Consider the following 18,119-nt stretch of genomic DNA (forward strand, 5'->3'; position numbering starts at 1 on the left):
ATGGCCGAGGCCTGGCAGGCGGGCATGGTGGCCGGCGCGGCCACCTTCGCGGCCACCATCGTCTCGACCCGTCTGGCGCTGTCCTGGCTGCGCCACAGGCAGATTCTCGACCATCCCAACGAGCGCTCCAGCCATTCCCTGCCCACCCCGCGCGGCGGCGGCCTGGGAGTCACCCCGGTGCTGGCGGCCGGCCTGATCCTGGCGGCCTATGCGGTCCCCGGCGACGCCACCCTCCTGGCGGCCGGCGCCCTGATCCTGATGGCGGTATCGTGGCTGGACGACCGCGGGGGCCTTCCCCCCCTGCCCCGCCTCGCCGCCCAGGCCGCCGTCATTACCGCCACCCTGATCGGACTGGAAGGCGGCATGGTTTTCGGCGGCATGCTGCCCCTTTGGGCCGACCGGGTGCTGGTCGGGCTGGGCTGGCTGTGGTTCGTCAATCTCTACAACTTCATGGACGGCATCGACGGCATCACCGGGGTGGAAAGCGCCGCCATCGGCCTCGGCATCGCCCTGGTGGCCGCCATCAGCGGCGACGGCGCCCTGTTTCCCCCCGCCATGATCGTCGCCGCCTCCGGGCTGGGCTTCCTGGTGTGGAACTGGCACCCGGCCCGCATTTTCCTGGGGGATTCCGGATCGATACCGCTGGGCTTCGTGCTGGGCGGCCTGCTGGTCCATCTCGCCGTCCATGGACAGCTCGTGGCCGCCCTGATCCTGCCCGGCTATTACGTCGCCGACGCCACCATCACCCTGCTGTGGCGCCTGAAGGACGGCGAGCGGATCTGGCAGGCCCATCGCCGCCACTTCTACCAGCGCGCCGTGCGCGGCGGACAAAGCCACGCCCGGGTGTCCGGTGCCGTGGCCCTGGGCAACGGATTGCTGGTGGCCTGCGCCGCCCTGGCGGCGGCCGGATTCCCCCTGGGAGCGGGCGTGGCCGCCATCCTGGTGGTGAGCGGCATGCTGACCCTGTTCACCCGCTGGGCCGGGGGGATTGCGCGATGAAGGTCCTGATCACCGGCGCCAACGGCTTCGTCGGCAAGGCGCTCGGCCTCCGCCTGCTGGAGGAGGGTCATTCCGTCTACGGAGCGATCCGCCCTCAGCGCCACCTGCCCACCGGCATCGAGGCGCGGCCCGCCGCCCCCCTGTCGGCCCAGAGCGATTGGAGTACGGCCCTGGCCGGCTGCGAGGCCGTGGTGCATCTGGCGGCCCGCGTCCATGTCATGCACGACACCGCCACCGATCCCCTGGCCGAGTTCCGCGCCGCCAACGTCGCCGGCACCCTGCGGCTGGCCGAGCAGGCGGCGGCGGCCGGACTGCGCCATCTGGTGTTCCTGTCCTCCATCAAGGCCAATGGCGAGGAGACCTTCGGCATTCCCTTCGGCCCCGACAACGCCGCCCCGGTGGATGCCTACGGCATTTCCAAACTGGAGGCCGAGCAGGGTCTGGCCGCCCTGGCGGCGCGCACCGGGCTGGCCGTGACGGTGCTGCGTCCGCCCCTGGTCTACGGGCCGGGAGTGAAGGGCAATTTCCGCTCGCTGATCGGGCTGGTGGACCGGGGAATTCCCCTGCCGCTGGGCGCCATCCACAACCGCCGTTCGCTGATCGGCCTGGACAACCTGACCGACGCCATCCGCGCCTGCCTGGACCATCCGCCGCAGGCCGGGCAATGCCGCGTCTTCACCCTGGCCGACGGCGAGGCGGTGTCGTCGCCGGAACTGGTGCGGCGGATCGCCCGCGCGCTGGGCCGCCCCGCCCGCCTGCCGCCGGTTCCCGTCGGCCTGATGCGTCTGGCCGGCCGGCTGACCGGCAAGGCCGCCGCCGTGCAGCGCCTGACCGCCTCGCTCGAGGTGGATTCCGGCGCCATCGCCGCCACGATCGGCTGGTCGGCCCCCCTGACCCTGGACGAAGGGCTGGACGCCACCGCCCGCTGGTGGCGCAACAAGGAGACGAGGTCATGAGCGCCCCCATTCCGGTGATCCTGTCCGGCGGAGCCGGCACCCGCCTGTGGCCGCTGTCGCGCGAACTGATGCCCAAGCAGCTGCTGAAGCTGACGGGCGAGCGCACGCTTTTGCAGGAAACCGCTCTTCGCCTCGACCAGCCCCCGGTGGTGGTGTGCAACCTCGAGCATCGCTTCATCGTCGCCGAGCAATTGCGCGAGGAAGGGATCGAGCCGCGCGCCGTGGTCATCGAGCCGGTGGGCCGCAACACCGCCCCGGCGGCGGCGGTGGCCGCCCTGATGCTGGTGGAAAGCGACCCCGACGCCCTGATGCTGCTGATGCCGTCGGATCATCTGATCGCCGATACCGCCGCCTTCCGTCGGGCGGTGGAGACGGCAATCCCCCTGGCCCGCCAGGGCCGCATGGTGACCTTCGGCATCACGCCGACCGGCCCCAACACCGGCTATGGCTATATCAAGCGCGGCACCCCCCTGGAGGGCGGCTTCATGGTCGAGCGCTTTGTCGAAAAGCCCGACCTCGCCACCGCCCAATCCTACATCGCCTCGGGGGATTACACCTGGAACAGCGGCATCTTCCTGCTGCCGGTCGGCCTCTTCCTGGCCGAATTGGACCGATTCGCCCCCGGAATCAAGACCGGCTCGGCCGAGGCCCTGGCCCGGGGCCAGCGCGACCTGTTCTTCTTCCGCCTGGACGAGGCGGCCTTCGGCGCCCTGGATAGCCGCTCCATCGATTACGCGGTGATGGAACCGTCCGACAAGGTGGCGGTGGTGCCGGTGGACATGGGCTGGTCCGACATCGGCTCGTGGTCGGCGCTTTGGCAGGAAAGCCCGCGCGACGCCGACGGCAACGTCGTTCAGGGTGACGTCCTGGTGGTGGACAGCGCCGATTGCTATCTGCGCAGCCAGGACCATCTGGTGGCGACGGTGGGGGTTCGCGACCTCGTGGTGATCGCCACCGACGATGCGGTGCTGGTGGCCGACAAGAGCCGCGACCAGGAGGTCAAGGCCATCGTCGAGGCCCTGAAGCGCGACGGCCGCCCGGAGGCCACCCAGGGCACCCGCGGCTGGCGCCCCTGGGGCTGGTACAAGACCATCGAGCAGGGCGAGCGCTTCAAGGTCAAGCAGATCCACGTCGATCCGGGTTCCAAACTGTCCCTGCAAAAGCATTGGCACCGCTCGGAACACTGGGTGGTGGTGCAGGGCACCGCCCTGGTCACCTGCGGCGACAAATCCTTCGTGCTGAGGGAAAACGAATCCACCTTCATTCCCGCCGGGACCAACCACCGCCTGGAAAACCCCGGCAAGGTGCCGCTGTGTCTGATCGAGGTGCAATCGGGCGAATACGTGGGCGAGGACGACATCGTCCGCATCGAGGACGATTACGGGCGCTGAACCTCAACCCAGAGCGATGGCAAGAACCCTGCGGGCATGGGCGAGATCAAGGGTCAGCAACAGACCCCAGCTGACGAAGCTGGTGGTCAGGAGCATACCGACGGCCCGCGCCGACCTGGAGGCGTCCAACCGGTCCTGAAGCTGGGGAGCCATGGCCCGCATGGCTTGGCGCCAGCCCATCCACAGGCTGAGTCCCGCGCCATGGTACAGGCCGTACAGCACCCAGTTCAGGGAATCGCCGTGCCACGTTCCGATGAACAGGAAGGTGACGAAGATGCTGAGCATGGCCCCGGCCACCGGCGGCAGCGACGGCAGGCGGACCGCCAGGACGCGGACCAGGGGGTAGAAAATGTGGTCGCGGCACCATTGCGATAACGAAATGTGCCAGCGATTCCAGAAATCCTGAATGCTGACCGCCGCCAGGGGAAACTGGAAGTTCTCCGGCATCCGCACCCCGAACAGGGCCGAGACCGCGATCACCAGATCGGTATAGCCGGCGAATTCGAAGTAGATATAGGCGAAATAGGCGTAGACGCCCAAAATCGCCTGCCAACGCTCGACACCGGCCATATCGGCGGGAATGCCGGGAATCGACCAGTACCAGGCCAGCCGGGACAGAACCACCAGCTTGATGGTCCCGGCGGCGAGGCGGAAACAGACGGCATGGAGCTCCGCCCGGTCGAGGGGCTTGGGGCCGGAATCCATATCCTTGGCGAAGGCGGCGAAACGGTTGATTGGGCCAGCGATCACCGGCGGGAAATACAGGAGATAGGCCAGGGCCACCGCCGGGCTGAAGATCTTGGTCCGTTCGGATCGCGCCGCCATCAGCATGTCGACGGCGCGGAAGCTGGCATAGGACAGGCCGATCCAGCCGGCCAGGGCCAGGCCGCGCAGGGTGGGATGCTCACCCACCAGGGCGGCGGTGTAGTTGGGATAGCGGAACACCATCATCACCGCCACCATCAGCACCACCGCCGCCAGCAATATCTTGCCCCGGCTGGGCTTGGCGACACGGCGGACCAGCAGCGCCATGCCGATGGCCATTGCCGCCCAGGCGGCGAACCAACCGCCGTAAACGGTGAACGACAGAAACTTCCACAGAAACACCAGGCTGATGGCCGACAGGGCCAAGGCACGGCCCTCGACTCCCAGGCGGGGCGCCGCAAGGCGATAGCCCAAGGCCAGGGCCACGGCCAGCCCCAGGAACCACAGATTGAGCAGCGGTGTCACGAAGCCTCGTCGGAGATCAGGGCGTGCGCCGCCTTGCGGTCGATCTTGCCGTTGAGATTGCGGGGAAAGTCGGACACCTGAATCACCCGCCGGGGCAGCATGTAGGCGGGCATGGTCCGGGCGCAATGGGCCAGCACCGCGTCGGCATCAAACGCGCTTCCCGGCTCGACGGCCACCAGGGCGACGATTTCCGGCTGGTTCCCGTCGAGGAACAGGGCGATACCTTCATGCACCCCCCGACAGCCGTTCAAGGCGGCCTCGATCTCTCCCAGTTCGACCCGGAATCCCATGACCTTGACCTGGGAATCGGCACGGCCGACGAAATGGATGCGTCCATCCCCGTCCTTCCACGCCAGATCGCCGGTATCGTACATGCGGGCGGCGAAATCGGCCTTCAGCGGATTGCGGCGGAAGGCCCGCTCGGTCAGGTCGGGACGGCGCCAATACCCGTCGGCCAGTTGGGAGCCGCAGATCATCAGCCGCCCCACCTCGCCCGGCACCGCAGGTTCGTCACGGTCGGGATGCAGCACCAGCAGCTCGCTGTCCCTGGTCTCCACGCCGATGGGAACCGGCTTGTCCTCCTCGAACGGCGAGTCCACCCCGATGTTGTGGACGGTGCAGACGATGGCCGCCTCGGTGGGACCATAGAGATTGTAGATCGGCACATGCGGCTGATGCTTGCGCCAGGCGGCGGCCATGGCCGGAGTCAGCGGCTCGCCGGCGAACAGCGCCGCCCGCAGATCGGGAAACGGCCCGGCCGCCAGCTGGCGGGACTGCAGCATCAGGTTGATGACGCTGGGCACCGAGAACCACAGCGACACCCGCCGCTTGCGGATGAAATCGCCGGGAAAGGCGCAGTCACCCTTGCGCACCAGGGGCAGAAGCGTCGCCCCGGCAAAGGCGGCGCAGAAGATGTCGAACAGGCTGACGTCGAAGCTGAGGCGGGAATGGTTGGACAGCCGGTCGGCGGGGCCGATGGCGAAGTGATCCACCCCCCAGACGATGGTGGATTTGACCGCCCGATGCGACACCATCACCCCCTTGGGCGTGCCGGTGGTGCCCGAGGTGAACAGGATATAGGCGAGGTCCTCCTCGATATTGCGACTGGGCGCGGCAAACGGTACCGCCGCCTCGATCTCGGCCAGCCCGGCCACCTGGGCGAAGCGATCGCCGGCCCCGGATTGCTCCAGGGCGGCGCGGGCCTCGTCGGCCGTACCGTCCAGCAGCAGGAACAGGCGTGGCTGGGCGCTGGCCAACAATGCGGCCGCCTGGGCCGCCGACGCCAACAATTCACGGGTGCAGGCAAAGGCCGCCGCTTCGGCTTGATCCAGTATGGCGGCGATGCGCTGCGCCGGATAACCGGGATTAAGGGCGACGAAGGCCGCGTCCGCCCGCATGATCCCATAAATTCCCTGACAGGCCTCGATGCCGTTGTCGGCCAGCAGCGCCACCCGATCATGACGGACCACCCCGGACGTCCGCAGCAGAGTGGCGATCCGGTTGAGGGTTTCGGCCAGGGCGCCATAGCTGACCTGGCGCTCACCCACCTCGATGGCCGGGTGATCCGGGCGAGTTTCAGCGTGATACAGGATCGCGTCGTGCAGCAGCCGGAAGCTCACTTGCTCAGCCGTCCTTCCTCATCCAGAAACGAAAGAATTGCCGCCACCGAAGTCAGCTCTCCGAACAGTTCGGCGGGAACCTCCTCGCCCATTTCCTGTTCCAGAGCCATCATCACGTGAATCTGCGACAGCGAATCCCAGTTCCGCAGAGTTCCCATGGCGGATTCAAGCGTCACGGTCTCGGCCCTCAGGGCCTTCTTGATCATGGCGATGACATCGTCGGCGGTCATGTGGCTCTCGAATTGGTTAGCGACTGGCTTCTTATCATCGCTCCGGGTCCAGTGCCACCAGCGCGTTGAAATCGCCAAACCGGGCTGTCATCCGGTCGTGGAGATCGCGGATATCCCGCCGCGCGGAGTCCAGATCCAGCAGATGACCCGACAGGTAGAGAACCTCCCATATCCGCCAGAACGCCGCCCCCGCCTTGCCGGCCAGCCGCTCCTCGCCCGCCAGTTGTCTTCCGTAGCAGTCCATCAGGATGGACGCCGCCCCGAGATGGAAGGCGACATAAGGGTGGCGCAGCAGGTCCAGCCCGGCCGGATCGAAGCCGCGCCAGAACGTGGGCCAGTCGCGTTCTGGCGCGATGGCGCAGTTGGAGTGCCCTTCATGGCTGGCCTGGGCCATGTCGAACACCGACATGGGCACCACGCCCGAGACCTCGCCCTCGATGGTGAAGACCGGCGCGAAGGGATAGGTGCGGCAATGAAGAGGCCGGCGCCGCACTCCGTCGCATCGGCCCAGCAACCCACATTGGACGGTGATCGCCGACAGCGCCCGGCCATCGCCAAGGTCCAGCGCCAGACGGCGGATACCCGGCTCGCCAAAGCCGGGAACCTCGCCTCGGGCGGCCAGATAGGCGAACTCCCGCTCCATGTAGAACAGCGTGACGCCAGTACTCCGAATCAGCCGGAACGAGCCTTCCGGCAGTTTGGGATCGCAGCAATGCCCACCACCGCAGCGCTGCCAGCAGGCGGGCGCCTCCACATATTCGCGGGACAGCAGCGCCTCCCAATCGGGATCAGAAGCGACCATAATACACCGTCACCACGTCACCGGCCGTCAAGCCGAACAGATTTCGGTTGAGGATCAGCGACAAAGTCACCGCCAGGGCGGCACCCGCCGCCAAGTCGAGCAGCCATGGGCGGCGGGCGAACCACGTCGCCACTCTCTTGCCGTCTACCATGGAATGCATCCTCCTGAGCGGCCATCATAGTCAATGCATCGCCTGGCCTCGACCATGGGCAGCCCGGCGGACGATTTCGCGTCCGCCCGGGGATGCAGGCCTCCGAGCACACCCTCCCGGCGCAAGGCGTCCAGCAGCAGCAGGCTCTGCCGATAGCGACCGATGATGTTGGCGTTATAGCCGGTCGCTATGAAGGGTGGGGTGCTGCACCCCTGGTTATCGGAACGACAGGTCAGGGCAAAATCAGCAATTCCGAGATTGTGATCAACGGTATGGTCGATGAAGACCGGCCTCCAGGGTGCCAGCCATTCACGGATACGGTCCATGTAACGCGGCCTGAACTCGGCGGCATGGGCGGTGGGCGGCACGCCCAGCATGGGCTGGCCGTAGATCACCAGTCGGGCGCCCCGCGCCTCGGCCACCGCCGCCAGCATTTCCAGCCACAGACGCTGTGCGTCGCGTTCAGGGCCGTCGAGATAGTCCCTGTTGTCGAAGGGCTCCACCAGGGCGCGATAATCCGGCCGGCCGGTCATGGCCATTGCCCAGTTCAACTCGCGGCGAATGCCCTCGTCACGGCGCAAGGTATCGGCGCCAAGGGCGACCAGGGGAAGATGGAGTAATCGGGCCGAGCCGCCGAGAATGGTATTGATTCCCGCCTTGGCCCTAACCAGGACGAATTGCAACAGGGAGCTGAATGACGCGTCGTCGGACAATTGCGTCTCGGCGGCGTTGAGGGTTGCCGCCCAGGGGGCCTCGATGGTGGCCGCCTCCGAATGAAGGGCCTTGCGCCAGTCGGGATGGCGCCGCTCGCCTTCTTGAAATGCCGCGCCGCGCCGCAACGTGTCGCCAAAGGCCCGGATGGATGGAGCGGCCTGTGGCAGATCGGCCTCCATTCGCTCCAGCGCGGCGACCACTTCCAGGGCGTCATCCGGCCCAAGCGCCGTGGAGAGGCCGAGACCATTGATGAAGATGATCGAGCTCAAGCCCGGAACACGGGAGGCGTACCACAGCAATTGGGCCTGATGGGCCAGATTGGTGTTGGGGGCCGAGATATCGAAGAAACCATCGTCCCGGCCGCCGTCATAGGCGGTGCGCAGAACATGGTTCAGCACATTGCCCAGCCAGGCGGACACTTCGTTGCGCGGCGGGATGCCCGGCTTGTCCATGTCGTTGGCGACGATGGGCAGCGACACCTCGCAGCTGCCGATGATCACATGTCGCCGCGCCGGCCCGAGCCAGGGCGAGAACGCCTCGGTCCGCAGCATGTCCTTGCGGCTATAGGATGCCGGCGCCTGGGTATGGGAGAACGGCAAACTCGCCACCGCCGTAATTGCCGCCACGGCGCAAAAACCTGCGGCCATCCGGGCAAGAGTGGCAACGGGTGGAAACGAGGGCATCCGGCATCCGATCCTGGAATCCGTCGGTAATCGCCGGGAAGGTAGCATAATCGGCCTCGGGGGCAATAGGGCGGCCGGCCCTATAAGCCCCCATAGGCCGCCACGGCCCGCTCACCGTAATCGGACCAGCCGAATCCAGCCTCCACCCGCCGCCGGGCCGCCTCTCCCATGGCGCGGCGGCGCTCCGGCGCGGCGGACAGGTCCGCCAGCGCCTGGGCCAGGGCGTCCGCATCACGCGACGGCACGATCAGGCCCTCGACGCCGTGGGTGATCAGGTCGGCAGCCCCGGTCTCGGGCGTCGCCACCACCGGCAGGCCGGCGGCCATGGCCTGCAGCAGGGTCAGCGGCAGCCCCTCCTCCAGGGATGGCAGACAGAAGATGTCGGCCTGGGCATATTCGGCGGGAAGCGCCCCGCCCGGCTTCGGCCCCGCCACCTCGGCGCCACCCTGGGCGAGCAAGTCCTCCATTCCGGCCTCCACCGGCCCCACCAGCCGCACCGCGCATGTGCCGGCGAGCCGCCGCCCCGCCTCCAGCAGCGACGGCACTCCCTTGCGCAGGCCGACGCGACCGACGAACAGCACGCGCGGAAGCTTGCGAACCGGCCGCCCGGCCGGTGGGGCAAAGCCGCTCAGGTCGACGCCATAGGGATTGATCGCCAGCCGCCCGGCGGGAATACCCCGCGCCAGGAAGGTGTCGCGGGCAAATCCGGTGGGGACGCAGATCAGGTCGGCGGCGGCGTATTCCGCCTCCTCGCGGACAATCATGCGCGGGTCCACGCCGGCCGAGGGCAGGCCGAAGCGCCCGGCCTCGGCGGCCAGCACCTCGGCCTGATGACGGATGTGGCTGGAGCCGCGTTCGATCACCAGCTTGAAGCCACGCACCCGCGCCGGCTCCATGGCCTCCAGGGTGGCGCCGCTCCAGCCCACCAGGATGCCCGGCTCCTTGGGCAGGTTGGCGGCGACGAAGCGGGCGAAAGCCCGGCCGATGAACAGGTCCGGCGACGGCACCAGCGGCAGACGCCGCAGCGCCTCCAGCCAGGGAGCCGTCCGTGCCGGCAGGTCGGCGGGCAGGAAGCGCCGCACCGCGAAGGCGGGATAGGTGGTGAACAGGCGCTCCAACCGGTCCCGGCACCACATCTCCCGGGCCAGGTCAAAGCCGTGGAAGCGGCCGTGCACGGCGACGCTCACCTTCATTTCAGCCCCTCCACCGCAGGACCAGGATGGCCAGGGTCAGGAACGCGGCCACGCAGGACCCCGACAGCGCCCAGGCCACCCGCTCCACCTCCTGCGCCCCGCTCCACCAGAAGGGCGCCAGCGGCAGCAGGAACGCCGCGTACTGGACGAGGCGGGCCACCAGCAACAGCCGCACCCGGCGGGCCGCCACCGTGTAGGAGCGCAACACCTCGAAGGGCAACACCGCGACGATGACTCCCACCAGGGCGGCCAGGATGGCGGCGGCGGGGCCCCAGGCCGGCCCGAAGATCATGGGGACCAGGGGGTCGGCCCACAGCCAGACGACGACCGCCGCCACGCCGAGCGGCAGGGCCAGCAACAGCAATGCCTTGCGGCACCCCGCCTGGCGCACGGTTTCATCGTCCTGGCGGGCCAGCCAGGTGAACAGCACCCGCGACGTCACCGGCTGGAGGAATTGCTGCGGCACCACCGCCAGACGATTGGCCTGATAGAACAGACCGGCCCCGGTCAACCCGCCGACGGCGCTGACCACCAGCAGCACCAGGCGCTGGAAGCTGCCTTCCAGCATGCTGTCCAGCCAGATGCCCCGCACCCTGCGCAGAGTGTCGCGCCATTCCCATGCGGCGGGCCAGTAGGGGCGGTAGAAACTGAGGGTGCCCATCCATCCCAGGACCGCCAGCCCGGCCAGGGCGATGAACATCTCGCGGATATAGATGGTCGCCGCCCCCATTCCGGCCACGACCAGCCCGATGGCCAGCAGGTGGCCGGCCACGCTGGCGCCGGTCTCGATCAGGGCCAGCAACCCGTACCGCATGGAACGCTCGAAGAAGGTGCGGTTGTGGGTGCTCCAATGGACGATCAGGACGGCCGCCACCAGCAACAGGTCCGAGGGATGCCAGACGTCGCTGGTGCCCAGCCAAAGGACGGTGATCAGCCCCGCCGCCAGCGTCTCGATGCCCAGCACCGAAAACAGGCGGCGACGGACCTCCGGGGTCAGTTCGGCCTCGGAACCGCCCAGGACCTGGGTCCCCACCCTGAGCGAAATCAGCGACAGAATCAGCCCGGCACCCGCCTGCACCACGGCGAAGCGGCCGAAATCGGCGGGATCCAGATATCGCACCAGCACCAGGTTGGCGGCGAAGGCGATCAGCGCCTGGACCACCGTTCCGCCCACCAGGAAGGCACCGCTGAGGGTGAGCTGCCGCAGCCCGGCCATCTCAGGCGATCCTCTCGAAACGCCAGTCCATTGCCGCCCGCTCGCCGGTCAACGGTATCTCCAGCCGGATGCAGCGGGTCGGACTCATCTCGTGGAAGCGGGGCGCATAGCGGGACTGGTCCAGACACACCGCCAGCCCGTGGGCGGTAAAGCGCCAGAGGCGGCCGCCGGGCAGGGCCAGCCGCACTCCCTCGCCCTCCGGCTCGGCGGTCACCGAAGGGTGCAGATGGAAACGGACGGCCAGACGGTGAGCGGACCCGGCACCGGCGCGATACACCTCGTCTTGCCCCGCCAGGGCCGATTCGGATAGCTCGAGCCGGCGGCGATGAGCAAGGCCGAGGCGCGCCCAGCCGTCGAACTCGCCCACGAAACGCCCGCCCTCGGCCGAGGCGGAAAAGCGTCGGGGCCGGCGGCCCAGGCGGAAGGCACCGTAGACCTCGGCGCTGTCCCCGTCATCCACCGTCAGGGTGGAGTGGAACGCGGTCCCCCGGAAGCGGTTGCGCCATTCCGGGTCCTGATAGACGTAGGTCCCGCAATTGACCACCAGGGGGTGATCGCCGTCATACAGCTCGAAGGACAGGGTGTCGGCATGGGCGTGAGCCGGCAGGTCGTCGGGGCAGCAGGGGCCGCAATCGACCATCAGCCGGGCGGCTCCGGCCTCCAGCCGCCAGTATCCCGCCTCGGGCAGCGCGGCGGGCGCCGCCGCCTCCACCTTCTCGGGCCCATCCACGGTGCCGTCGTTGAACTGGGCCAGGGCGCCGGGCGCCATCAGGAAGAAGGCCGCCGCCGGACGCATGCGCTCCACCGCTTCGGTCAGGAAGGCCGGTATCGGCCGCCCGGCGGCGGTGAACAAGGTGCAAAGCTCCTCCAGATCGGCCAGGACCTGAAGATGATAGCTGGGCGAGCGCTCGTAATGGCAGCCATCGGCCAGGATCTGGCGGCGCGATTGCCGCTCCAGTTCGTCCACCGCCCGGCGCAATCCAGCCGAGTGACCGGGCAGGCACAGGGCGGCGGAGATGGCCGCCTTGAGATTCTTGATCAGGTGGTTGCCGCCCACGTCGCGCTCCCACACCCGCTCCAGATGGCGGGCCTGACGGTGCAGGGAGCGGTGGAAGGCGGCGATGAACTCGGGCGACGCGCCTTCACACAGGAAGGCCGCGTGGGCCAGCCAGGAGACGAGGCGAAGGGACAGGGGATAGGGATGCCACGCCACCGGATCGAAGCGATCGAAGCGGGTCAGCCAGTCGGCCACCAGGGATCGGGCCGGCTCCCGTCCCGCCTCGCCCAGGGCCTGCAGATCCGCCAGCCATTCGAAGTAGTGAAGGGTGAACCGCCACAACAACGGCCGCGCGGCGTCGTTCCACGCGTCGGGCGGCCCTTCCAGTCCCACCAGCCGGGTCCGGCCCGTCAGGATCAGGCGTCCAGCCTCGGCATCGCCGCCTTTGGGCGATGGCGGGGCCAGAATGGGGGCGGCGGTGTCGTTGCCGAGGCCGGCGGATGCGAAAGCGCCGCGAAACCACGGCAGCCGCGCCCGGTACCACAGGCGATGCGCCACCTGGGAGGGCCGCAGATGCCTGAGGGTCCGCCACAGCCTCATGGGCGCCGCCCGGCCGCCACGCGCTCGAAGATGGCGATCAGCCGGTCCACATGGGACGCCCAGGTGAAGGCCTGTACCACCCGTTCGCGCCCCATCCGCACCATCCTGCCCCGCAGTTCCGCGTCGCCGTCCAGGCGCCGGACGCACTCTACCAAGGCCGATGGGCGCAGGGGATCGAAATACAGCGCCGCGTCGCCGCACACTTCCCGATTGACCGGGGTGTCGGCCGCCACCACCGGCAGGCCGCTGCTCAGAGCCTCGACCATGGGATGGCCGAAGGTCTCGGAGATGGAGGGAAAGACGAAGACGTCATGGCCGTGATAGAGGCCCGGCAGGTCCTCGTAGCGCCGCCGCCCCAGTTCGACCAGGCCGTCGGCTTCGGCCTGGCGGAGCAGGATATGGTCGTGGACGCCGCCCAGGAAATCGCGGGTCTCGGCGATCCCCATCGTGATGGTCGCCCGCGCCTCGATTCCCTCGGCCAGCAAGTTGCGCACCGCCTGACATATCAGTCCGGGCTGCTTGTGGGGATAGTAGACCGAGACGTAGAGCAGCCGGAGCGTCCCGTCGCCGCGCCAGGCCCTGGGCGCCTCGCGGGCGGGCGTGAAGGCGTCGCTGAGCGTCCCATAGGAATTGACCTCGACCTTGCCCTCCAGATCGGGCGCCCAGGCCAGCAACATGTCGCGCATGGTGGCGGTGGGAGTGATCACCAGATCGGAGTTGCGCGCCGAACCGATGATCAGGCGGCGGCGGATTCCCCGTTGCAGGCCGGCCACCGGCCCCTGTTCCGGGGTGCAATTGGCCAGATAGTAGGGATCGAACAGCCCGCCCTCGCGCACCAGCAGAACCTGCGGCACCGGCGAGCGGAACAGTCCGAAATTGGCCGAGGAGAACAGCACGTCGGGCGCCAGGCGCTTGACCATGGCCCGCCAGGCGGTCTGCTCCCACAAGAAGCGCCGCAGCGGCCGCAGGTCCGATGCCGCCAGCCGCATCACCCCCGGCCTCTCGTCGGGAAAGCGGGCGGAAACGGCGAAGGTGGAGTTCACCCGCCGCTCGTTGAGGCTGGCCAGCAGATTGCGGGTATAGGTGACGATGCCGCCCATGCGCGCGGAAATGGCGTTGACCAGAATCTTCATGACGGCGGCTCCTGCAAGGCCGGGTGGCCGAGGATGGTCTTCAGGCGGGTCGGGTGATCGTGGGCGTCGGCCAGCATCCGGCGGCGGCCGGCGGCGGCGGCGGCAAGACGGGCGGGTTCGTCGCCCAGCCAGCGCTGACATTGGGCGATCAGCTCGGCGTCATGGGCGAAGAACGCCGCCTCGCGCCCTTCGGCGAGCAGACGCTCCGCCTCGGGGGAACGCTCGTGCAGCATGAAGCCGCCGCAGGCGGGAATTTCGACGGTGCGGCAGGTCTGCAGGTCGCGGTTGCCCTTGCGCAGGAAGCCCAGATTGATGCGGCTGGCCGACACCACCCGGGCGTAATCCTCGTCATAGACCGGCCGGTCCTCGATGACGAGACCGGGATGCGCCCCCGCCATGCCCCGCCAGCCGTTGCCCCAGACCCGGATCCGGAAGCCGGCCTGAGCCAGGGCCAGAAGACTGCGGGCACGCGGCGCCTCGCAGGTGCCCACGAAAGCGATGTCGGCGCCGAACCGCCGACGCTCGTCCTCGGACAGTTCCATGGGCCGGTGAAGATGGGGATCGAAGGAATTGTCCACGAACAGCGCGCGGCGCACCCCCAGGGAGGGCATCTCGTCGGCCCGGGTGTTGAAGCTCTTGGTGGTGACCCACAGGTCGAACAGCCCCAGCGCCCGGTCCAGCTGCCGCGAGCGGTGCACCGGGTTCATCATGTCGTCCTCGGAATACCAGACCAGGCGGGCCGAGGGGCGCGCCGCCTTGACCCGGCGCAAGGTGGAGGCGGCGATCATGGGGGCCGCCTCGATCCACACCACGTCGCAGCTCCGTTCCGCCGCCCGCAGCACTCCTTGATTGGCCCCGGCCGGATCGGCGGGAAGGCGCAGGCGATAGCGCAGCCGATCCATCAGGCTCGGGCGGTCCTCGTAGGTGGCCCCGGGATTGTTGATGGGCACCATGGTCACCCGGTGGCCCAGTTCGGCGAAGGCGCGCGCCCGCTGCGGCGTGCGGCTGCCCATGATGGTCTGGCCCACCAGGATGATCTCAGCGCACATGGTCCAGGGCCTCGCGCAATCCGGCCAGATCGGCCTCGAAATCCCAGACGGCGATGCGGGTCGCCGCCGCGCGGCCCAGTTCTGCCGAATTCTCCAGGACCCTGGATAGAGCCTCCGTCAGGGCGGCGGCGTCGCCGGCGGGGAACACCGCGCCGCAGGTTTCGTCCACCAGGTCGCGGGCGGCGCCCACCTGGTCGCTGACCACCACGGCGGTGCCGCAGGCCATGGCCTCGTTGACCGCCAGGCCCCAGGGCTCGGCCTCGGAAGGCAGCACGAAGGCGTCGGCCAGGGCGTAAAGGGCGGGCAGTTCGGACTGGTTGCGGAAACCGGCGAAGATGATCCCCGTGGCCCGGCGCGCCTCCAGCTCCGCCCGCATCTCACCATCGCCCACCATCAGCAGCACCGACCGGGGCGAGGCCATCCTTTCCCAGGCGTCCAGCAGCAGATCGGGACGCTTGCGCCGCTGGAACTTGCCCGCGAACAGCACCACCCGGGAACCTTCGGGAATTCCCAGCTCGCGCCGCAGCCCGGCCAGGTCGGCGGCGGCGGCCCGCGCCGCGAAGGCGACGTTGTCCACGGCATAGGGAACCATGAACACCCGCCCCGGCTCCACGCCGCGGCGCAGATAATAGTCGCGGTTGGCCGCGCCGATGGCGAGAAAGGCGGCGCAGCGCCGGAACACCCAGGCCAGGAACCGCCGCTTGGCCCAGCCGCGCAGCCCCCTTCCGTCGGGCATGGCCTGATCCTGGTTCTCGCCGCGCATCAGCACCGGGCGGCCCTCGACCCTGGCCAGGGCCAGGGCGCGCAGAAGCATGGACGAGCCCCAGCCATGCAGCCAGACAACATCGGCCTTGCGGATCTCGGCCCGAAGATCGGTCTCGGCCAGGGCGGCGCTGTCATAGCCCCGGCGTAGCGGCACGTCCCAAGCCAGACGGACCCCGAAACCGGAATCGAAATATCCGCCTTCCGTATCGGTCCGCTCGAACACCACCCGAAGGGCGACGCCGGGCTCGGCCGCCAGCCGGGCCAGCAGCGGCGCCTGATACTGGATGGGATGACTGACCAGATACAGCAGGCGGACCGGCCGGCTCATCGCGCCGCCTCGGCAAGGATCGCCGCGGTTCGCCGCGCGGTGATCTCCCACGAGAAATTACCGGCCCGTTCCAGCCCTCGCCGGCCCAACTCGTCCCGGGCCGCCGCGTCCCCCAGCAGGTCGATCACCGTGCGGGCCATGGCCCCGGCATCCAGCGGATCGAAATACCGGGCGCCGTCGCCCGCCACCTCGGGCATGGCCGAAACGTTGGAACAGACCACGGCGGCACCGCAGGCCATGGCCTCCACCAGCGGATTGCCGAAGGTCTCCACCGTCGAGGGGAAGACGAACAGGTCGCATCGGCGATACAGATCCACCAGTTCCCGCGGCGAGACGCCGCCCAGGAATTCCACCGCGTCCGCCAGGCCATGCCGGGCGACGGCCGCCAGCAATTCTCCGTGATACTCGGCATCGACCAGTCGCCCGGCCACCACCAGCCGTGCCCCGGGATGGGCCGCCCGGATGGACGGCAGGGCGGCGATCAGGGTGTGCAGGTTCTTCTGCACGTAGACGTCGGACACCGCCAGCAGCATGCCCGGCACCCTCCCCACCGACGGATCGGGGGTGAAGCGGGGATCGACGCCGTGGTGAATCACCTCGATCTTGCGCCCGAACCAGTCGGGCAGGCCGAAACTGAGGGCCTTGCGGGCATAGGCCGACACCGCCACCGCCCGCCGGCAGCCCAACAGCGACACCATGGTCGCCAGGGCGAGCCCGACCCAGTACAGCCGCTTGCCCATGCGCTGTTCCCGCTGCACCACCGCCAGGGAATTGCGCAGCACGATCACCGGATTGGGCGCCAGCAACGGGCCGTAATTGGCGGGCGAGAAGGTGACGTCGGCGCCCATTTCATGGGCCAGGATGGGCAGCGAGATTTGCTCCCAGGCCAGCAGGCGCAGGAAGCTGGCGCGGAATTCCAGCAGATGCAGCCTGACCCCTTCCGGCGGCTCGCCGAACAGCTCGTACTGGTCCACATGAAGGAAGAGATGGAGCTCCAGGGCCTCGGCCTCGGCCAGCGGCGCCAGGATATTGCGCAGATAGGTGACGCCGCCGCCGCTCTTGGCATGAAGCGCGTTGATGATCACCCGAATCTTGCCGTTGGATCGAAGTGAACCGGCCATCACAGCTTCTCCTCGATTGCCGATTGCAACCGGGCGATGAAATCCGGCCTTTCGCCATTGCTGAACGGCAGGCGCAGCAGCATTTCCCCCAGCCGCAACGGCAACAGCAGCACCTGAACCAGTGCCGCTCCCCACGCGCCGCGCGCCCTGTGCCCCATCACCGCCTCATAGTGGATGATGACGGTGCGCAGCGCCACCAGCGGCACGACCGGGCCGGGCAGGCGGCGCAGAATACCCATGTGGCGGCGCAGGATGGCCAGCGAACACTTCACCTTGCGGCCGATATTGCTGGTGATGCCCTGGGGCGCCAGGGTATAGCGCAGCAGCGGATCGGCGAAGGTCTCGAACCGGCTCCCCGCCCGGGCCAGCACCGCCAGCCACAGCTCGTAATCCTGGGCCGAGCGCAAACCGGTATCGAAGCCCCCCACCGCCAGCACCGCATCCCGGCGCACCACCACGGTGGACGACGAGACGAAGCCCCGCAGGAACAGGGTCCGGTAGGGATCCGCCGGATTTTTCAGCCAGCGGGACCGGCTGTCGTTCAGCGTTTCACCCTCGGGACCCACGTTGAACAGATTGTGGGAGCACATGACCAGACCGCCGGCTTCCAGCACCGCCATGGAGCGTTCGATCTTGGCGGGCAGCCACTCGTCGTCGGCGTCGAGAAAGGCCAGCCAGGTTCCCTCGGCCGCCGCCACCGCCCGGTTGCGCGCCGCTCCCGCGCCCTGGTTGGCCTGACGGAACAGGCGAAGGCGCACTCCGTTCATGTGCGGGGCCAAGGCGCGCACCGCGTCGGCGGTGCCGTCGGTGGAGCCGTCGTCCACCACGATGACCTCCAGGGGCCGCAGGGTCTGCGCCGCGATGGACGTCAGGGCGCGGGCCACCGTGTCGGCATTGTCGTAGGCGGGCATCACCACCGAGACATCGGCGAATTCAGCCATG

The 18,119-nt window shown here is 68.7% G+C and carries 17 protein-coding genes; 3 read left to right on the plus strand and 14 right to left on the minus strand.

The window, feature by feature from the left end; all coding sequences use genetic code 11:
• Genes ACV4UZ_RS17175 through ACV4UZ_RS17185 form a run of 3 tightly spaced genes read left to right on the plus strand, consistent with a single transcriptional unit; the run spans nt 1 to nt 3,346 of the window.
• The gene (locus tag ACV4UZ_RS17175) at nt 1–999 is read left to right on the plus strand and encodes an MraY family glycosyltransferase (protein ID WP_491602008.1); all 999 of its coding nucleotides are present in this window, start codon (nt 1–3) and stop codon (nt 997–999) included.
• The gene (locus tag ACV4UZ_RS17180; protein ID WP_491602009.1) at nt 996–1,955 is read left to right on the plus strand and encodes a UDP-glucose 4-epimerase family protein; all 960 of its coding nucleotides are present in this window, start codon (nt 996–998) and stop codon (nt 1,953–1,955) included. The genes ACV4UZ_RS17175 and ACV4UZ_RS17180 overlap by 4 nt, the downstream gene beginning before the upstream one ends.
• Nucleotides 1,952–3,346, plus strand: coding sequence for a mannose-1-phosphate guanylyltransferase/mannose-6-phosphate isomerase (locus ACV4UZ_RS17185; protein WP_491602010.1), 1,395 nt, complete (start codon nt 1,952–1,954; stop codon nt 3,344–3,346). Before ACV4UZ_RS17180 ends, ACV4UZ_RS17185 begins: the two co-directional genes overlap by 4 nt.
• 3 nt (nt 3,347–3,349) lie before the next feature.
• Here ACV4UZ_RS17185 and ACV4UZ_RS17190 read toward each other — a convergent pair whose 3' ends face one another.
• From ACV4UZ_RS17190 to ACV4UZ_RS17255, 14 genes are all read right to left on the minus strand, one after another.
• Nucleotides 3,350–4,576: an MBOAT family O-acyltransferase gene (locus ACV4UZ_RS17190; protein ID WP_491602011.1), complete on the minus strand. Its 1,227-nt coding sequence runs from the start codon at nt 4,574–4,576 to the stop codon at nt 3,350–3,352.
• Nucleotides 4,573–6,195 (minus strand): amino acid adenylation domain-containing protein, encoded by a 1,623-nt coding sequence (locus ACV4UZ_RS17195; protein ID WP_491602012.1) that lies wholly within the window; start codon nt 6,193–6,195, stop codon nt 4,573–4,575. Before ACV4UZ_RS17195 ends, ACV4UZ_RS17190 begins: the two co-directional genes overlap by 4 nt.
• Nucleotides 6,192–6,425, minus strand: a complete 234-nt coding sequence (locus tag ACV4UZ_RS17200; protein WP_491602013.1) for an acyl carrier protein — start codon at nt 6,423–6,425, stop codon at nt 6,192–6,194. The genes ACV4UZ_RS17195 and ACV4UZ_RS17200 overlap by 4 nt, the downstream gene beginning before the upstream one ends.
• Nucleotides 6,426–6,459: 34 nt before the next feature.
• Nucleotides 6,460–7,227 (minus strand): hypothetical protein, encoded by a 768-nt coding sequence (locus ACV4UZ_RS17205; RefSeq protein ID WP_491602014.1) that lies wholly within the window; start codon nt 7,225–7,227, stop codon nt 6,460–6,462.
• The gene (locus ACV4UZ_RS17210) at nt 7,214–7,378 is read right to left on the minus strand and encodes a hypothetical protein (RefSeq protein ID WP_491602015.1); all 165 of its coding nucleotides are present in this window, start codon (nt 7,376–7,378) and stop codon (nt 7,214–7,216) included. Before ACV4UZ_RS17210 ends, ACV4UZ_RS17205 begins: the two co-directional genes overlap by 14 nt.
• Nucleotides 7,372–8,718, minus strand: a complete 1,347-nt coding sequence (locus ACV4UZ_RS17215; RefSeq protein WP_491602016.1) for a hypothetical protein — start codon at nt 8,716–8,718, stop codon at nt 7,372–7,374. The genes ACV4UZ_RS17210 and ACV4UZ_RS17215 overlap by 7 nt, the downstream gene beginning before the upstream one ends.
• Nucleotides 8,719–8,855: 137 nt before the next feature.
• Nucleotides 8,856–9,968 carry a glycosyltransferase family 4 protein gene (locus ACV4UZ_RS17220; RefSeq protein ID WP_491602017.1) on the minus strand — a complete coding sequence of 371 codons (1,113 nt, stop codon included), beginning with the start codon at nt 9,966–9,968 and terminating at the stop codon, nt 8,856–8,858.
• 1 nt (nt 9,969) lies between these two features.
• Nucleotides 9,970–11,184 (minus strand): oligosaccharide flippase family protein, encoded by a 1,215-nt coding sequence (locus ACV4UZ_RS17225; RefSeq protein WP_491602018.1) that lies wholly within the window; start codon nt 11,182–11,184, stop codon nt 9,970–9,972.
• A 1-nt stretch (nt 11,185) separates the two neighbouring features.
• Nucleotides 11,186–12,781, minus strand: a complete 1,596-nt coding sequence (locus ACV4UZ_RS17230) for a heparinase II/III family protein (RefSeq protein WP_491602019.1) — start codon at nt 12,779–12,781, stop codon at nt 11,186–11,188.
• Nucleotides 12,778–13,914: a glycosyltransferase family 4 protein gene (locus tag ACV4UZ_RS17235; RefSeq protein WP_491602020.1), complete on the minus strand. Its 1,137-nt coding sequence runs from the start codon at nt 13,912–13,914 to the stop codon at nt 12,778–12,780. Before ACV4UZ_RS17235 ends, ACV4UZ_RS17230 begins: the two co-directional genes overlap by 4 nt.
• Nucleotides 13,911–14,963: a CgeB family protein gene (locus ACV4UZ_RS17240; RefSeq protein WP_491602021.1), complete on the minus strand. Its 1,053-nt coding sequence runs from the start codon at nt 14,961–14,963 to the stop codon at nt 13,911–13,913. The genes ACV4UZ_RS17235 and ACV4UZ_RS17240 overlap by 4 nt, the downstream gene beginning before the upstream one ends.
• Nucleotides 14,953–16,056, minus strand: a complete 1,104-nt coding sequence (locus ACV4UZ_RS17245; protein ID WP_491602022.1) for a glycosyltransferase family 4 protein — start codon at nt 16,054–16,056, stop codon at nt 14,953–14,955. The genes ACV4UZ_RS17240 and ACV4UZ_RS17245 overlap by 11 nt, the downstream gene beginning before the upstream one ends.
• Nucleotides 16,053–17,177 (minus strand): glycosyltransferase family 4 protein, encoded by a 1,125-nt coding sequence (locus ACV4UZ_RS17250; RefSeq protein WP_491602023.1) that lies wholly within the window; start codon nt 17,175–17,177, stop codon nt 16,053–16,055. The genes ACV4UZ_RS17245 and ACV4UZ_RS17250 overlap by 4 nt, the downstream gene beginning before the upstream one ends.
• On the minus strand, nt 17,177–18,118 hold the full coding sequence (locus ACV4UZ_RS17255; protein ID WP_491602024.1) for a glycosyltransferase family 2 protein: 942 nt from the start codon (nt 18,116–18,118) through the stop codon (nt 17,177–17,179). Before ACV4UZ_RS17255 ends, ACV4UZ_RS17250 begins: the two co-directional genes overlap by 1 nt.
• Nucleotide 18,119 lies beyond the last annotated feature (1 nt).

The sequence above is a fragment of the Paramagnetospirillum sp. genome (assembly GCF_058402745.1).

What these genes read in the sequence shown, in the direction of transcription:
- ACV4UZ_RS17200 (WP_491602013.1), bottom strand. Translation starts at nt 6,425, where the DNA reads ATGACCGCCGACGATGTCATCGCCATGATCAAGAAGGCCCTGAGGGCC.
- ACV4UZ_RS17220 (WP_491602017.1), bottom strand. Translation starts at nt 9,968, where the DNA reads ATGAAGGTGAGCGTCGCCGTGCACGGCCGCTTCCACGGCTTTGACCTG.
- ACV4UZ_RS17240 (WP_491602021.1), bottom strand. Translation starts at nt 14,963, where the DNA reads ATGTGCGCTGAGATCATCCTGGTGGGCCAGACCATCATGGGCAGCCGC.
- ACV4UZ_RS17210 (WP_491602015.1), bottom strand. Translation starts at nt 7,378, where the DNA reads ATGGTAGACGGCAAGAGAGTGGCGACGTGGTTCGCCCGCCGCCCATGG.
- ACV4UZ_RS17230 (WP_491602019.1), bottom strand. Translation starts at nt 12,781, where the DNA reads ATGAGGCTGTGGCGGACCCTCAGGCATCTGCGGCCCTCCCAGGTGGCG.
- ACV4UZ_RS17180 (WP_491602009.1), top strand. Translation starts at nt 996, where the DNA reads ATGAAGGTCCTGATCACCGGCGCCAACGGCTTCGTCGGCAAGGCGCTC.
- ACV4UZ_RS17255 (WP_491602024.1), bottom strand. Translation starts at nt 18,118, where the DNA reads ATGGCTGAATTCGCCGATGTCTCGGTGGTGATGCCCGCCTACGACAAT.
- ACV4UZ_RS17205 (WP_491602014.1), bottom strand. Translation starts at nt 7,227, where the DNA reads ATGGTCGCTTCTGATCCCGATTGGGAGGCGCTGCTGTCCCGCGAATAT.
- ACV4UZ_RS17250 (WP_491602023.1), bottom strand. Translation starts at nt 17,177, where the DNA reads ATGGCCGGTTCACTTCGATCCAACGGCAAGATTCGGGTGATCATCAAC.
- ACV4UZ_RS17175 (WP_491602008.1), top strand. Translation starts at nt 1, where the DNA reads ATGGCCGAGGCCTGGCAGGCGGGCATGGTGGCCGGCGCGGCCACCTTC.
- ACV4UZ_RS17185 (WP_491602010.1), top strand. Translation starts at nt 1,952, where the DNA reads ATGAGCGCCCCCATTCCGGTGATCCTGTCCGGCGGAGCCGGCACCCGC.
- ACV4UZ_RS17225 (WP_491602018.1), bottom strand. Translation starts at nt 11,184, where the DNA reads ATGGCCGGGCTGCGGCAGCTCACCCTCAGCGGTGCCTTCCTGGTGGGC.
- ACV4UZ_RS17235 (WP_491602020.1), bottom strand. Translation starts at nt 13,914, where the DNA reads ATGAAGATTCTGGTCAACGCCATTTCCGCGCGCATGGGCGGCATCGTC.
- ACV4UZ_RS17245 (WP_491602022.1), bottom strand. Translation starts at nt 16,056, where the DNA reads ATGAGCCGGCCGGTCCGCCTGCTGTATCTGGTCAGTCATCCCATCCAG.